Consider the following 15542-nt stretch of genomic DNA (forward strand, 5'->3'; position numbering starts at 1 on the left):
ATCATAAAATAATAAAGATGATTCTAAGGAAAAAAGATGTTAAAAAAAGTATTTGTATTTGTTTTAGCTTTATTTTTTAGTGCATGTGCTGTAAATTCTAAAAATCAAAGTGTTGCAAAAGTTAATGAGCTTATAAAAATTCAAGCACAATGTTATAATCCTTCTGATTCTAAAGCATATGAAGCAAAAATTAAAGGCCTTGTGTATATTAGTGATGTGGGGCTTAAGTATTGCGCAAATAAAAGAACAATTGATAAAAGTGCTTCCTTAAAAAAAGTTTATATTCATAGGGTATATGATTTAAATGAGAATTTAAAATATTCTTCTTCTAATGGAAATAATTATTATATTAATGAGAATTTTAACTACTATTTTTATGTGTTTTTAAAAGAAGAATTAGAAAATAGAGGTATAGTTGTAGTAGAAGATACACAAGATTCTCCTTATGTTTTAAGGGTAGATTTAAGTTTTAATGATTTTTATTCTAAATTTGATTTTAATTCTTTATTTTCAATTATTGCTAGTCAATTGACACTAAAAGATATTAATACCAATAAAACTATTAATATTAAAACCAAACAAGAAGTTAAAGGTTTTTATAATATCAAAGATCTACCTTTTTTCACTCAGCTTCTTATAAAACAAGTGGCTAATAAATCTGCAGATATTATCAGCTCTTTGTGAGGTGTTTTAATTGCCATGGATTTTCCTTTGCGAGTTTTTGTCCAGCTTGCAAGGAAGAGCTTTTAGAATATTCTTTAGGTATAAGAGAACTTGAGGGAAATTTTAAAGTTTATTATTTTTATCAATATGAGCAAATTAAGCATTTGATTTATTTTAAACACAAATTTCAAGGCTATTTTGTTTTAAATGCTTTGGCAAAATTGAGTTTTGCTAAATTTGAGGATTTTTTTCAACCATCTTGTAAAATTAATGCTATAGCTTTAGATGATAAAACATATAAAAATTACTCTCATACTGCTATTTTAACTAAATACTTAAATACTAAATTTATAAAACCTATGTATCACACCTTGCAAGCTAGTTCAGAATTTAAATATAGTGGTAAAAGTTTGAAATTTCGTAAAGATAATAAAAGATCTTATAAGCTTTTAAAGCGTCCAAAATATCCTGTAATTTTAGTAGATGATGTGATAACTACTGGATTAAGTTTATTAGAGGCAAAAGAGCTTTTAGAAAAAAATAATATTGAAGTGCTTTTTGCTTTAGTTTTGGCTAATGCAAAATTTGATACAATATAGGCATTAATTTTAAGGATTTTTATGGAAAATATTTTTACTAAAGATTCAGATATTGAAAATATAGATATAGAAAGTTCTATAAAAAGTAGTTATTTAGATTATTCTATGAGTGTTATTATAGGCCGTGCCTTACCTGATGCTAGAGATGGGCTTAAACCTGTTCATAGAAGAATTTTATATGCTATGAATGATTTAGGTGTTGGAAGTCGTAGTGCATACAAAAAATCAGCGCGTATAGTGGGTGATGTAATCGGTAAATATCATCCACATGGTGATACAGCTGTATATGATGCTTTAGTAAGAATGGCGCAAGATTTTTCTATGCGTTATCCAAGTGTAGATGGACAAGGAAACTTCGGTTCTATTGATGGCGATGGTGCTGCTGCGATGCGTTATACTGAAGCTAGGATGACGATTTTAGCTGAAGAGCTTTTGCGTGATATAGAAAAAGATACGGTTGATTTTATACCAAATTATGATGATTCTATGAGTGAGCCTGATGTTTTACCTGCTAGGGTCCCAAATTTATTGCTTAATGGTTCAAGTGGTATTGCAGTGGGTATGGCTACCAATATTCCTCCGCATAGCTTAAATGAGCTTATTGATGGTTTGCTTTATTTAATTGATAATAAAAACGCAAGTTTAGAAGAAATAATGCAATTTATTAAAGGACCTGATTTTCCAACCGGTGGTATTATCTTTGGTAAAAAAGGTATTATAGAAGCATACCGCACAGGTCGTGGTAGGGTAAAAGTAAGAGCAAAGACCCATATAGAAAAAAGAGCTAATAAAGATATTATCGTTATAGATGAACTTCCTTATCAAACTAACAAAGCAAGATTAATAGAGCAAATCGCTGAACTTGCCAAAGAAAAACAAATCGAAGGTATTGCTGAAGTTAGAGATGAGAGTGATAGAGAAGGAATTCGCGTGGTAATTGAGCTAAAACGCGATGCTATGAGTGAGATTGTGTTAAATAATCTTTTTAAATCTACCACTATGGAAAGTACTTTTGGTGTGATTATGCTTGCTATACATAATAAAGAGCCAAAAGTTTTTTCTTTAATTGAGCTTTTAAATTTATTCTTAAATCATAGAAAAACTGTAATTATTAGAAGAACTATTTATGAGTTGCAAAAAGCTAGAGCTAGAGCACATATTTTAGAAGGTTTAAAAATTGCACTAGATAATATTGATGAAGTGATAGCTTTGATTAAAAACTCTCCTGATAACCCAACGGCTAAAAATTTATTAATGCAAAAATTTGGTCTAAGTGAGCTTCAATCTAATGCTATTTTAGATATGAAATTAGGCCGTTTAACAGGTCTTGAGAGAGAAAAAATTGATAACGAATTAAGGGAATTATTAGCAGAAATAGAGAGGCTTGATCAAATTTTAAAAAGCGAAACTTTGCTTGAAAATTTAATCAAAGATGAGTTAAAAGAAATCAGAACAAAATTTGATGTACCAAGAATTACTCAAATTGAAGATGACTATGATGATATTGATATAGAAGATTTAATACCAAATGAAAATATGGTAGTTACTATCACTCATCGTGGCTATATTAAGCGTGTTCCAAGTAAGCAATATGAAAAACAAAAACGCGGTGGTAAAGGCAAGGTTGCAGTTACAATTTATGATGATGATTTTATAGAAAGTTTCTTTACGGCAAATACACATGATACCTTGATGTTTGTTACTGATCGTGGACAGCTTTATTGGCTTAAGGTTTATAAAATTCCTGAAGGAAGTAGAACTGCTAAAGGCAAAGCTGTGGTTAATCTCATTAATCTACAAGCAGATGAAAAAATCATGGCAATTATTCCAACCACTGATTTTGATGAAAGTAAATCATTGTGTTTCTTTACTAAAAATGGTATCGTAAAACGCACAAATTTAAGTGAATATCAAAACATTAGAAGCGTGGGTGTAAAAGCGATTAATCTAGATGAAAATGATGAACTTGTTACTGCAATTATCGTAGCAAGGGATGAAAATGAAACTCAAGAACAAAATTATGAAGAAAATTTAGAAAATGAAATGCTTGAACCTAATGAAGAGCTTGATAATACTATCGTTGGTAAAATGCTTTTTGCGGTTACTAAAAAAGGTATGTGCATTAAATTCCCACTTGCTAAAGTTAGAGAGATTGGCCGTGTAAGTAGAGGGGTAACTGCGATTAAATTTAAAGAAAAAGATGATGAGGTTGTGGGTGCTGTTGTTATAGAAAATGACGCTCAAGAAATCTTAAGCGTAAGTGCAAAAGGTATAGGTAAGCGTACTGATGCTGGAGAATATAGACTTCAAAGTAGAGGTGGTAAGGGTGTTATTTGTATGAAACTTACTGCCAAAACAAAAGATTTAATCGGTATAGTCATAGTTGATGAAAGTATGGATTTAATGGCATTAACAAGTAGTGGTAAGATGATACGCGTTGATATGCAAAGCATTAGAAAAGCAGGTAGAAATACAAGTGGTGTAATTGTTGTTAATGTTGAAAATGATGAGGTTGTAAGCATTGCTAAGTGTCCTAAAGAAGAAGATGAGGAATTAGATGCTGAAACTAATATGGATTTAAATTTAGAATAGTAAAATTATTGGAATGCTTTTTGCTGTTTTAATAAAATCAAATAAATTGAAGGTGTAAAAAATGAAAAAAGTTATTTTTATGTTTTGTTTAGCTTTGGGTTTTAGTGCTTGTGCACTAGATCAAAGAGGTGTGAATCCAAATCAGACTCAAGCAGCAAATTCTGATGTTGTGGTTCAAAAAGTTGATAAAGATGATGTGCGTAACATCATTAGAGAAGAAAAAATGCTTGCAAATGATACAAGCACAGACAATGATCTAACTTTTACAGCGGTGGGTGAGGGTATTGCTCCTTTAAATACGGTTTCAGTTGGTCAAGCTTTGGCTTTAGCTAAAAGAGCGGCAATTACCGATGCTTATAGACAATTAGCAAGTAAGTTGTATGGTGTCAGAGTTAATGGTAAAGATACAGTAAAAGATGCAATGCTTAAAAGCTCAACTATTACAGCGCAGGTAAATGGTTTGATTAAAAATGCAAGTGTTGTAGATCAAGACTTTAAAGATGGTCTTTATAGAGTAAATGTAGAACTTAAAATTGATGCTGACAAGTGGAAAGAATTGTTTGCTTATTAATCCTCATAATTTTTAATGCTACTGCCCAAGATGAATTTATATTTTGGGCAGAACTTTCTAATAAAAATTTTATTCTTTATCATCAAAATGAAACTATTTCTATGGCTATGACTAAAAGTAAAAATAAAAATTTAGAATATGCTTGTGAGTTAGCATATACGCCAAGTGATTTGAAGTCTTTAATACGCAATGATTTTGGTATGGTGGCTGAAGAAAAGATGACAAAGCTGGATAAATTTAACTTTTTAAATGCTCACAAAAATGATTTAATTGATTGTTTTTTTAACTCAAAAATAGATGTAAAAGACTTTGTAAAAAGTGAACAAGCAAGTGCGCAAAGTGAAACTTATGTGAGAATTTTGCCGCTAAGATTTATAGTTGAATTTCACGATAATAGTGCCTTTGTATATTATCTTAAATAAATACAAAGCTTGCTTTTATAAAAATCAAGTTAAAATACTTAAAAAAATATTAAGAGTAAAAGATGTATAAAAGTATCCCTCGTTATTTATTATTTAAATACCTGCGTTTTGATAAAGATCAACCCTTTATTATGCTTTCAAAAATTTTAGCCTTTTTAGGTGTAAGTATAGGACTTTGTGTGCTTTTAGTTGCAATGGCCATTATGAATGGCTTTGATAAAGAATTTGAGAGAAAACTTTTTACTATGAATTACCCTATCACTATATTACCGCGTTTTGGAGCAAATGTAGATGATAAATTATTACAAGAATTAAGAAGCAAATTTCCAAATTTATTATTTAGCCCTTATATTACTACTCAGGTTATAGCAAGAAATGATTTAAAATTGGAAGGCGGTATGCTTTTTGGGGTTAATTTTGAAGATGAAAAAAAGATCAATGAGGTAGTAGCTCAAGCTTTAGAAGATAAAAAATTAGATAATTTTGATATTTTAATTGGTAAGGGTTTAAAAGATGAATTTGGACTTGATTATAATGAAAAAATTACCTTAATTTTTTCCAATCTTAATGCAAGCGGACTTTCGCTTATTCCAAAAGTTAAAAGATTTGATGTTATGGCTGATTTTTCTTCAGGTTTGTTAGCTTATGATAAAGCTTATATGTATACAGATGTAAAAGCTTTAGCTAAGATTTTGTCATATCCCCAAGGAAGTTATGATGGGGTACATGTATATTCAAATAAGCCTTTTGAGGATATTAAACAAATTGAAGCTTTCTTGGGTGCAAGATATGCTAGTATAGGCTGGTGGGAGCAAAATGGAAATTTCTTTGCAGCATTAGCTTTAGAAAAAAGAGCTTTGTTTATAGTATTGATGTTGATTATTTTGGTCGCAAGTTTAAATATAGTAAGTTCTTTATTAATGATAGTAATGAATCGTCGTAGTGAGATAGCTTTGCTGCTTTCTTTGGGAGCTAGTAAGTTAGAGATTAAAAAAACATTTTTTTCTTTAGGATTTTTGATAGGTGGAGGTGGTATCGTAGCAGGTGTGATACTTGCAGCTATTGCTTTGTGGATACTTGGAAATTTTGACATTATTTCTTTACCAAGTGATGTTTATGGCATGAGTAAGCTACCTTTGGAGCTTTCTTTTGTTGATTTTTGTACTACGATTTTTGGTGCTATTATGATTGTGAGCCTGTCTTCTTATTATCCTGCTAAAAAAGCAACACAAGTAGATATTTTAGATACTTTAAGAAACGAATAAATTGAAAAATTTATTCGTTTAAGAATTTTTGAATTTCATTGAAAAAGTTTTCATAACTGATATCTTTAATGGTTTTAATAAATTTTCCATTCTCATCAATCAAATAAAATTCGCCACTATGTGCTATAGAATATCCCATAGCGGAATCTTTAAGATTGATTTTTTCATATACTACGCCATAATTTTTAGTAACTTTTTCTAATTCTTTTTCATCTTTAGCAACCAATGCAGTTGAATTTGGGTAAAAATACTTAACCCATTGGCTAGTTTGAGTTAAGTTGCTATCTCTTGCTGGATCTAGTGAGATAAATATCACATGAGCTTTTTCTTTATTTGGCATTTTTTCTAAAACATTAGCAATCAAGGCAAGCTCACTAGGACAGACATCAGGACAATATGTATAGCCAAAATATACAATTAGTTTTTTACCGATAAAATCTTTTAGACTAAGTATGCCTTTTTCAGAATTTAAGTGAAAATTGTATTTGTTGTTTTCAAAATACTGCACAGATATAAAAAATACTCCAAAAATTACCACAATTAATAAAAAAATATTTATTTTTTTCATATTTTACCTCTTTACATCAAAGTCAAAATAAAAACCTAGTGGAGTTTCATCATCAAAAAGCTCTATTCTAAAACGCATTATATCTAGAGTGCAAGAACTTAAAACTAATTTAGCATGATAAGTATTGTTTATTTTTTTAAATTGTGGAACAATATCTCCCATATACATATTAAGTCCATAAACCCTAGCATTAAGTTTTTTAAACTCACCTAAATTGGTAATATTTAAATCAAGCTCATTTAATGTAGTAATAGGCTTTGGATTTAAATTTACTAAGACTTTTTTATCCTTAAAATTGTATTCACATTCTTGAATGTTTAGATCACATGTTAGAGGTGTTAAAGTGGTAATTAATTCTCTCTTTTTCCCGGTATTTGATGAATTGGTGTAAAAATAAGCCCCGCATATAGCAAAGACTATAGCTAAGGCAAAGACAAGTAGATTTTTCATTATTTTTTAATGCTTCTTGACTTGATATCTTTTAGTTCAATTGTGCTATTATCATCAAAATAAAGAGTTAGATTGGCCTTTGTTTGCGGTGTGATATTTTCTTTGAGATTTAGTATCATAATGTGCATCCCACCAGGTTTAAGTTCGGTGCTTGAATTAGCTTTTATTGTGATTTGAGGAATTTGAACCATCATTTTTTTACCATCTTTCATAATATGATCATGAATTTCAGCTGTATCGCTTAATGAACTTTGAGCTTTTATGAGTTTAATATCTTTGTTTGAGTTGTTTTTAAGTTCTAAAAAAAATGCCGTTGTTTTAGAATTAGGTGGAGTTTGTCTTACATAAGGATCATTTATAGTAATTTGATTTGAAAAAGCAAAAGTGCTTAGTATGGCTAAACTAAGTAATTTTTTCATTATTTTTCCTTTTTTTGTTTTTGGTTATTTGTAAACATTATACACGGAAAAAATTAAAAATATATTTATTGTAAAAATATTATAATTAGCTCTTTGTTGTTTTAATTTTTAATAGAAAGGTGAAAATTGTTTAAAATTATATTAGCATTGTTTAGTTTGGCTGTGTTTGCAAATGCAAATAATCTTGCAAAAATTTATCTAAACGAAGGTATTGATGCAGTTGAAAGGGTATTGGAGCAAGAGTTAAGTAAAAAAGATTTTTGGCTTGATGAGATAAAAGACAAAAATATTAGTTTAGGATATTATGAGGAAAATGTTGCAATAGTTTTAACAAATAAAAGTGATAAAATTATTAGAGTTTATCACTACAATGATGGAAAAGTAGAAAAGAAATTTATCCAAAGGGATGTTTTAACAGGTTTAGCTGGAGATAAAGAAGTAGAAGGAGATTTAAAAACTCCAATAGGTTTTTACGAACTTGGAAAGAAATTTTATCCTGGTGATCCATATTATGGCCCATTTGCATTTGCAACAACTTACCCAAATGTTTTAGATAAAACTTTGGGTAAAACAGGTGGTGGTATTTGGATTCATGGCTATCCTTTAGATGGAACACGCTTGGATACTTATAAAACTAGAGGTTGTATTGCTGTGCATAATGATTTATTGGAAGATTTTAATAAATTAGTAGCTGATAGAAAATCTTATGCAATGACAGAAGAGAAAAATAAAGTAAGAGCAACTCATGATGAAATAGCGATTTTACTAGCTAATTTATTTGCCTGGAAAGATAGTTGGCAAAAAAGTGATATAAATAAGTATTTATCTTTTTATGATAAAAAAATTTTTAAACATAATAATAAATCCACTTATGAGCAATTTGCAAAAAATAAAGAAAGAATTTTCGCAAAGAGAGAAAAAAAGAGCATTAAATTTTCAGATCTTAGCATAAGTCCTTATCCAAATGATAAAAATGAGAAAATTTTTAGAATAGGATTTTATGAAGACTATCGTAGTACTAACTATAAATTCAAAGGAGAAAAAGTCCTTTATGTTAAGCTAGTTGAAGATAAAATGCAAATTTTAGCTGAACAATAATGGCATATATAAAAATTGATCGTTTGGCTTATGAGTATAATCTTGACTTGATAGCCTCTAAAGCAGGAGGTTATCAAAAAGTAATATGTGTTTTTAAAGATAATGCTTATGGACATGGAGCTAAGCTTTTAGCTCCTATAGCTAGAGCAAAAGGTATAAATTTTATAGCGGTAAAAAATGAAGCTGAAGCAAAAGAGCTTGAAGATATTTTTGATAATATCTTAATTCTATCCCATCATCCACATGGCAATGAAAGTGAAAAATTTATTTATGCTTTAAATGATAAAAATGATATTAAAAAATTCAAGCAAAATATAAAAATTCATTTAGTTGTAGATACAAATATGCATAGAAATGGAATTATACCTGAAGAAATTCAAGAAGTGATACAAGAACTACAAAGTAATAATTTAATACTTCATGGAGTGATGATGCACTTTGCAGGAAGTGATGAAATAGATGCTAGTTATTTTGTGCAAAAACAAAAATTTAAACAAGCTAAAGAGCTAATATATACTTTGCTTTGTGATGAAGCTAAAAAGCTTATATTTCATTCACATAATTCTGAAGCATTGTTTAGAGCAAGCGAGCTTGGGTGCGATGAGTATTGTAGAGTAGGGCTTGTGCAATTTGGCTATGCGCATTTTAATAAAGACTTACGCAAAGTTTTAAGTTTATGGGCTGAAAAATTAAGCCAAAGAGCGTTGAAAAAAGGTCAAAGTGTTGGTTATGGTGGTGTATATAATGCAAAAGAAGATCTTGAAATAGCAACTTATGATTTAGGTTATGCAGATGGGCTTTTGCGTTATGATGGAAAACAAGATTTTTTTCTTCCTAATGGTAAGAAATTGCTTGGAAAAATGTCTATGGATAGTTTTTCTTGTGAGAATGATGAAGATGAAATTTGTGTTTTAAATGATGCAAATATTATGGCTAGTTTTTTTAATACTATCAACTATGAAATTTTAGTCAAACTTTCTCCAAATTTGAAAAGAATTTTAGTTTAAGATAAAAAGTGTTAATATATCTAAAGAAAGGGCAAATATGGCATTTTTAAATTGGGCTATTTTAATTTTATTTTTATTTATAGTATTTTTATTGATAAATCGTTACGAGAGAAAAATAAAAATTTTATATAAAAATATTGAAATCTTGAAAAACGAGTGTAAAAAAAATAGTGAAAATATAGAAAAAAATAGAATTTTAATAGAAAAAAATAGATCAAATATCGAAGATATAAAAATTCAAGATTAATTTTTATCTTGAAGTATTTTTGCTATCAATTCTAATGGATGTAAAAAATGCGTGGAGGATTTTTCATGCTCTAATGCATTTGAAATTTGCATTCTACAAGCTGAACATTCTGCACTGATAATTTCCACATTGCTTTTTTGTATATTTTGAGCTTTTCTTATACCAACTTGCAAAGCTTTTTCATAGTGATCAGTTTGCATACTAACACCGCCAAAACCACAGCATTCATTTGAGTTAATAAGTTCTTTGAAAGTATAGTTTTGTTTAAGCAAGGCTCTAGGTTCTTTAAAAACACCTTGCATTTTTCTTGCATGACAAGGATCGTGGTATGCAATTTTTGTCTTTAATTTTTTCTTTGTTTTTAAAAGCTCTTCTAGTTTAGTATATTCATAAAAATATTTTGTTGCAAGTAGTATTTTACTAGAAATATTTTTAGCTCTTATAGCCCATTCTTCATCTTTTTGCATGTGGAAAAAATGTTCATAGTCTATATTAATCATCGCAGAACAGGTTGCTTCGGGGATAATGATATAATCTAGAGTTTTTAATTTTTCTTCAAAATAAACGATATTTTTTTTAGCTAAAATTTCTACACTTTTAAAATCTCCAGTAAAATAATGAGGAGCACCGCAACAAGATTGATCTTTTAGTAAATCTACATTGATTTTAAGATGTTTACAAATTTCAAGCAAAGCAAAGCCCGTATTTGTATAAGAGTAATTTGACAAGCAGCCTATAAAAAGTCCTATGGTTTTTTCACCTTGATTATTTATGAAATCAGGATTAGAAGCTAGAAAGCTTTTTTTAGCTAAAGAAGGAAGCAAGCGATCTTTTTTAATTAAAGGTAGGTTAAATTTAGCTTTCATTCCCAAATTTTTATGTTGTAAACTAAAAGCACAGCTTTGGAAAACATAACCAAATCTTGCTAAAATATCTAGAATTTTTCTGCGTCTTAGAAAAAAGAAAGCAAGTTTTTTGTACCAAGCAATGCCAAATTTTTGTGCTATATCGTAACGCACTTTTTCAATAGCGCTATCCACTCTTAAATGGCTTGGACAAACTTCAACGCAATTTGTACACAAAAAACATGATTCAAATATTTTTTTAAGATTTTTATCAAGCTCTAGTTCTTGGTTTTCATAAGCACTGATTAAATCTAAAAAGCCACGAGGGGAAGTACTCTCATCACGATTTATTTCATGTATGGTGCAAACTGGTATGCATTTTCCACATTTTACGCAAGCATTAGAAATTTCATTAACATTTAACATATTAAACCGTTTTAGAGAAAACTTTTTTATCTTCGCTAATGCGTTTTAAATATTTATCAAAACACATAGCAATATTACGGATTAAAAGTACTCCTGTTTCATTAACTTTGATATGAGTTTTATCTATGTTGATAAATTCATTAAGTTTTTGGAGTTCTTCTAAATCTTGCTTAAAATATTCAAAAAAATCAATCTTAAATTTACTTTCAATATTTTTTATATTAAGAGCAAAATTACTCATAAGTTCCATAATAACAGCTTTTCTTAGTTCATCATCATCATCAAGCATAATACCTTTTTCGCAAGGCAATCGACCTTCATCGATAGCCTTTTCGTAGCTTGGCATATCTTTGAAATTTTGCATATAGTGTCTTTTACCTTCGCCTATACTTGTTAGGCCAATCCCGATTAAATCGGTTCCGCCTTTTGTAGTATAGCCTTGAAAATTTCTATGCAAACTACCATTTTCTAAGGCTTTAAAAAGTTCATCTTGTGGTTTTGCAAAATGATCCATTCCTATCATTTTATAACCATTTTGAGTTAAAAATTTTTCACAATATTCTAAAATTTGAAGTTTTACATCAGGGCTTGGTAGAGTGTTTTCGTCAAATTTTCTCATATTTTTTTTAAGCCAAGGCACATGTGCATAATTAAAAATAGCAAAGCGATCGGGATTAATCAGCAGTGCTTTTTCTAAAGTTTGCTTAAAACTTTCTAGACTTTGATAAGGAAGGCCATAAATTAAATCCATATTTACTGAATTTATCCCTTTTTTTCTTACCATATCTACTGCATTTTTGGTAAGTTCAAAAGGTTGAATTCTATGAATTTCCTTTTGAACCTTTTCGTTAAAATCTTGCACACCAAAACTAATACGGTTGAAGCCATTTTGAATTAAAACATCAGCTTGTTCTTCATTTAAGAATCTAGGATCAATTTCACAACTTACTTCACTATCTTGGGTAAAATTTGGAAAAATGCTTTTTATTTTAAAAATCAAACTTTGCAATTGTTTAGCAGAAAAAAAAGTAGGTGTACCACCACCAAAATGCATTTGAGCTACTTCTCTTTGTGTGTCAATGGTATTTGTTAAAAGATCAAGTTCTTTAAAAAGATAATTTAAATACCTTTCTTTACTTTCTTCTTTTGCGGTATATATTACATTACAACCGCAAAAATAACAAGCACTCCTGCAAAAAGGCAAATGAAAATATAAAGATAATTGTGCTGTTTGTTGTTTTAAAATTTTTATATAGTCTTCATATTTAAAATGGGTGTTAAATTCTACCGCAGTAGGATAAGAAGTGTATCTAGGTCCTGCTTTGGAATATTTAACAAAATTTTTATAATCTCTCATTTTTTACCTTTTTGCATCATTTCTTTCATGTTTATAAATAAGTTAGGATGTTTTGTATGAATATTGCTGATTAATTGATCTAAATCAATATTAACTTCTTTTATACCTTTGGAAACTTGATGTTTAATCTCATCCATTGCGACTGTCCATACATCATTAAAGTCAATAGGAATTTGTTGATAGATAGCCTTTTCTAGTTTAAGTTCAAAATTATCCTTTTGTATCTTTTTGGCACTTTGTAAAAACTCAATCAGAGTTTTTACAGAAAACATAGTTTTAACTTCATCATTTTCATCTACTATAAACCATGGTTCGGGTGCTAAATCATGGCCATTTTTTAGACTTAACTTTTTTTCTTTATCGTTAATGTGGGTTAGATGAAATATAGTTTGATTGTGTTTTTCTATGCCCAAATGATTAGATAATTCATTGATTACATCTTGAGAACTTTTTTTGCTTAGACTATTCAATCTCACTCCTTATTTGTTAATAATTTTGCAATTTCTTTTGCATGATAAGTTATGATAAGCTTAGCTCCAGCTCTTTTAAAAGCAAGCATAGTTTCAAGCACTATTTTTTCATAGTCAATCACACCTGCTTTTTGACCTGCTTTTAGCAAAGCATATTCCCCGCTTACATTATACACACAAAGTGGAAGTTTAGAATGATTTGCTATATCTTTTACTACATCTAAATACGCAAGTGCTGGTTTTACCATTAAGATGTCAGCGCCTTGTTTTTCATCTTCTAAGCTCTCACATAAGGCTTCTTTACCATTGGCAAAATCCATTTGATAGGTTTTTCTATCTCCATAACTTGGTGCAGAATCAGCCACATCTCTAAAAGGCCCATAATAGGCTGAAGCAAATTTAGTAGAATAAGCCATAATAGGTAAATTTTCAAAACCATTTTCATCTAAAGTTTTTCTTAAAGTTTCAATAATACCATCCATCATGCCGCTTGGTGCTATCATATCTGCACCGTTTTTAGCATGAATTAGAGCTTGTTTGGCTGAAATTTCTAAAGTTAAATCGTTATCTACGCTTTTACTTTTTGGATCAATAATACCACAATGCCCATGATCAGTATACTCACAAAAACAAAGATCGGTAATTACTACCAAATCAGGAAATTTTGCTTTAATAGCTCTTAGACTTGTAGCAATCAAGCCATCATCGCTTAATGCATCACTTCCACAACTATCTTTTTTGAAACTTTCTAACACGCCAAATAAAATAATCGCTTTAATACCAAGATTAATTAACTCCTCACATTCTTTTAAAATTTCATCTAAGCTCATTTGAAACACACCTGGCATAGACGTGATTTCATTTTTAATATTAGCACCATTGATAACAAAAAGTGGATAGATTAAATCATCTAAATTTAAGGTATTTTCTTTTACTAAGCTTCTAATATTCTCATTAAGTCTTAATCTTCTAAAGCGTTTAAACATAAATTTCCTTTTTGTTTGTTAAAATTGTCTAAATTCTAGCATATTTTTTATAAAAAAGGTAAAGTAAAGTAATGACTATTCAAATTTCTGAAATAGCAAAACTCCCCACTCGTTTTGGGGAATTTAATATACAAAGTTTTAAAGAAAATGATAAAGAACATCTTTGTATTTTTAAAGGAAAATTGGAAAAAGAAGTTAATATTAGAATCCATTCAGAATGTTTAACAGGGGATGTTTTGGGAAGCTTAAAATGTGATTGTGGAGAACAGCTTGATTTTTCTTTAAAATACATTCAAGAGCATGGTGGTATGGTAATTTATCTAAGGCAAGAAGGAAGAGGTATAGGACTTTTTAATAAAATTAATGCTTATGCTTTGCAAGATAAGGGTTTTAATACCATAGAAGCAAATCATCAATTAGGTTTTAAGGCAGATGAGCGTAGTTATGAAATAGTAGAATTTATACTTAAGCATTATAAGATTTCTAAAATTAACCTTTTAACTAATAATCCTGAAAAACTAAATTCATTAAAAGAAAAAATTAATTTAAGAGTACCTATTTTAATAAAAGCAAATCGTTTTAATAAAGATTATTTAGAAATTAAATATACACAAATGGGACATCTAAATTGAAAAAATACGAAGAGCAATTAAATTTTTTAAAAAATTTTGCAAATAAAGATGATTTTTTTAAAAAAATCACGCTCTATAAAGAGTTGTTAGAAAAATTTAATGCTGTGCATAATTTAACTCATTTTGAAAATATAGATGAAAATATTATTGATAGTGTTAAAATTTTAGATTTTTATGATTTGAGTAATAAAAAAAAGATCATTGATATTGGAAGCGGGGCTGGTTTTCCTGCATTATTTTTAGCTTGTATTTTGCAAGATAATGAATTTTTTCTTTTTGAGCCTAGCGCTAAAAAGGCCTCATTTTTAAGGGTGGTTAAAACTGAACTTAATTTGATAAATGTAAATATCATAAAAGAAAAATTACAAAACTATCCACCTTTTAAAGTAGATTTAATTACTTCAAGAGCTTTAATGGATGTAAAACCTTTGGTAGAAATTTCAAATGGTTTTTATGATAAAAATACTTTATTTTTGCTTTATAAAGGAAGTGAAGTTTATGATGAATTGCAAGAATTGAAAGATTATCAAATTTTTAATCAAGGCTTTAGGAATTATTGTCTTTTAAAGATAAAGGAAAAACTATGTTAATTTTTGGACATTCTTTGATAAATATGCAAAAATTTAGTCATTATGAAAATATTTTTATCAAAACAAATGTAAATTGTTTTAATTATAATGAACAAAATATAAAAAGTGCAAAAGAGGAAAAAATAGATTTTGCTATATATGCCAAGAATGAGGAAGAAATTTTACTTTCTAATGCACTAGGAGCAAAATATATTTTAATAGAAGATGAGAGATTAGCAAAAATTGCCTCAAAAATGGCTGAGTTTTATATGTTTGACTCTAAAATTTTATTTTTACTTGATGTTTTAGATAATAATTTAAAAAAAGCTTATGAGTTAAGCGTTGATGGAGTTTGT

Annotated in this window: 19 protein-coding genes; 12 read left to right on the forward strand and 7 right to left on the reverse strand. The window is 28.9% G+C overall.

The genetic code is table 11. The features are described 5' to 3' along the window. Positions 1 to 36 precede the first annotated feature (36 nt). From mapA to L8W40_RS07185, 6 genes are all read left to right on the forward strand, one after another. On the forward strand, positions 37 to 684 hold the full coding sequence (gene mapA / locus L8W40_RS07160; protein ID WP_263661169.1) for an outer membrane lipoprotein MapA: 648 nt from the start codon (positions 37 to 39) through the stop codon (positions 682 to 684). Then, positions 681 to 1262 (forward strand): ComF family protein, encoded by a 582-nt coding sequence (locus tag L8W40_RS07165; protein WP_133319809.1) that lies wholly within the window; start codon positions 681 to 683, stop codon positions 1260 to 1262. The genes mapA and L8W40_RS07165 overlap by 4 nt, the downstream gene beginning before the upstream one ends. A 21-nt stretch (positions 1263 to 1283) precedes the next feature. After that, entirely contained in the window at positions 1284 to 3854 is a 2571-nt protein-coding gene (gene gyrA, locus L8W40_RS07170) for a DNA gyrase subunit A (RefSeq protein WP_263665060.1), read from the forward strand. Between the two features lie 61 nt (positions 3855 to 3915). Further along, on the forward strand, positions 3916 to 4425 hold the full coding sequence (locus L8W40_RS07175) for an LPP20 family lipoprotein (RefSeq protein ID WP_133319811.1): 510 nt from the start codon (positions 3916 to 3918) through the stop codon (positions 4423 to 4425). Further along, entirely contained in the window at positions 4401 to 4847 is a 447-nt protein-coding gene (locus L8W40_RS07180) for a hypothetical protein (protein WP_133319812.1), read from the forward strand. The genes L8W40_RS07175 and L8W40_RS07180 overlap by 25 nt, the downstream gene beginning before the upstream one ends. 62 nt (positions 4848 to 4909) lie before the next feature. Continuing rightward, a complete protein-coding gene (locus L8W40_RS07185; protein WP_133319813.1) occupies positions 4910 to 6112 on the forward strand; it encodes an ABC transporter permease in 1203 nt (400 codons plus the stop codon). A 10-nt stretch (positions 6113 to 6122) separates the two neighbouring features. Here L8W40_RS07185 and L8W40_RS07190 read toward each other — a convergent pair whose 3' ends face one another. The 3 genes from L8W40_RS07190 to L8W40_RS07200 are packed head-to-tail and all read right to left on the reverse strand — an operon-like array spanning position 6123 to position 7549. Beyond that, complete coding sequence (locus L8W40_RS07190; protein WP_133319814.1) at positions 6123 to 6680, reverse strand: SCO family protein; 558 nt, start codon at positions 6678 to 6680, stop codon at positions 6123 to 6125. A 3-nt stretch (positions 6681 to 6683) separates the two neighbouring features. After that, positions 6684 to 7130, reverse strand: coding sequence for a hypothetical protein (locus tag L8W40_RS07195; RefSeq protein ID WP_133319815.1), 447 nt, complete (start codon positions 7128 to 7130; stop codon positions 6684 to 6686). Then, on the reverse strand, positions 7130 to 7549 hold the full coding sequence (locus tag L8W40_RS07200; RefSeq protein ID WP_133319816.1) for a copper chaperone PCu(A)C: 420 nt from the start codon (positions 7547 to 7549) through the stop codon (positions 7130 to 7132). Before L8W40_RS07200 ends, L8W40_RS07195 begins: the two co-directional genes overlap by 1 nt. A gap of 126 nt (positions 7550 to 7675) precedes the next feature. Here L8W40_RS07200 and L8W40_RS07205 point away from each other — a divergent pair, with 126 nt between their 5' ends. From L8W40_RS07205 to L8W40_RS07215, 3 genes are read left to right on the forward strand one after another with little or no spacing between them, the layout of a single operon-like run. Further along, positions 7676 to 8647: a L,D-transpeptidase family protein gene (locus tag L8W40_RS07205; RefSeq protein WP_133319817.1), complete on the forward strand. Its 972-nt coding sequence runs from the start codon at positions 7676 to 7678 to the stop codon at positions 8645 to 8647. Next, positions 8647 to 9654 (forward strand): alanine racemase, encoded by a 1008-nt coding sequence (locus L8W40_RS07210; protein ID WP_263661167.1) that lies wholly within the window; start codon positions 8647 to 8649, stop codon positions 9652 to 9654. Before L8W40_RS07205 ends, L8W40_RS07210 begins: the two co-directional genes overlap by 1 nt. 37 nt (positions 9655 to 9691) lie before the next feature. Continuing rightward, a complete protein-coding gene (locus L8W40_RS07215; protein WP_133319819.1) occupies positions 9692 to 9901 on the forward strand; it encodes a hypothetical protein in 210 nt (69 codons plus the stop codon). Here the strand turns inward: L8W40_RS07215 and L8W40_RS07220 are convergent. The 4 genes from L8W40_RS07220 to hemB are packed head-to-tail and all read right to left on the reverse strand — an operon-like array spanning position 9898 to position 13985. After that, entirely contained in the window at positions 9898 to 11172 is a 1275-nt protein-coding gene (locus L8W40_RS07220) for a (Fe-S)-binding protein (RefSeq protein ID WP_133319820.1), read from the reverse strand. The two genes, L8W40_RS07215 and L8W40_RS07220, sit on opposite strands and share 4 nt — an antisense overlap. Before the next feature lies 1 nt (position 11173). Then, the gene (hemN, locus tag L8W40_RS07225; RefSeq protein ID WP_263659633.1) at positions 11174 to 12529 is read right to left on the reverse strand and encodes an oxygen-independent coproporphyrinogen III oxidase; all 1356 of its coding nucleotides are present in this window, start codon (positions 12527 to 12529) and stop codon (positions 11174 to 11176) included. Next, positions 12526 to 12999 carry a DUF2603 domain-containing protein gene (locus L8W40_RS07230; protein WP_133319822.1) on the reverse strand — a complete coding sequence of 158 codons (474 nt, stop codon included), beginning with the start codon at positions 12997 to 12999 and terminating at the stop codon, positions 12526 to 12528. Before L8W40_RS07230 ends, hemN begins: the two co-directional genes overlap by 4 nt. 2 nt (positions 13000 to 13001) lie before the next feature. Continuing rightward, positions 13002 to 13985, reverse strand: coding sequence for a porphobilinogen synthase (gene hemB / locus L8W40_RS07235; protein WP_263665061.1), 984 nt, complete (start codon positions 13983 to 13985; stop codon positions 13002 to 13004). Between the two features lie 71 nt (positions 13986 to 14056). Between hemB and ribA the strand changes: the two genes are divergently transcribed. From ribA to L8W40_RS07250, 3 genes are all read left to right on the forward strand, one after another. Beyond that, the gene (gene ribA / locus L8W40_RS07240; protein WP_220567283.1) at positions 14057 to 14617 is read left to right on the forward strand and encodes a GTP cyclohydrolase II; all 561 of its coding nucleotides are present in this window, start codon (positions 14057 to 14059) and stop codon (positions 14615 to 14617) included. Beyond that, on the forward strand, positions 14614 to 15207 hold the full coding sequence (gene rsmG, locus L8W40_RS07245; protein WP_263665062.1) for a 16S rRNA (guanine(527)-N(7))-methyltransferase RsmG: 594 nt from the start codon (positions 14614 to 14616) through the stop codon (positions 15205 to 15207). The genes ribA and rsmG overlap by 4 nt, the downstream gene beginning before the upstream one ends. Next, a partial coding sequence (locus tag L8W40_RS07250; protein ID WP_263659631.1) for a hypothetical protein occupies positions 15201 to 15542 on the forward strand: 342 nt, incomplete at its 3' end. The genes rsmG and L8W40_RS07250, both read left to right, overlap by 7 nt.

It is taken from the genome of Campylobacter sp. IFREMER_LSEM_CL1846, from assembly GCF_025772105.1.
Taxonomy (GTDB): Bacteria; Campylobacterota; Campylobacteria; order Campylobacterales; family Campylobacteraceae; genus Campylobacter_D; species Campylobacter_D lari_D.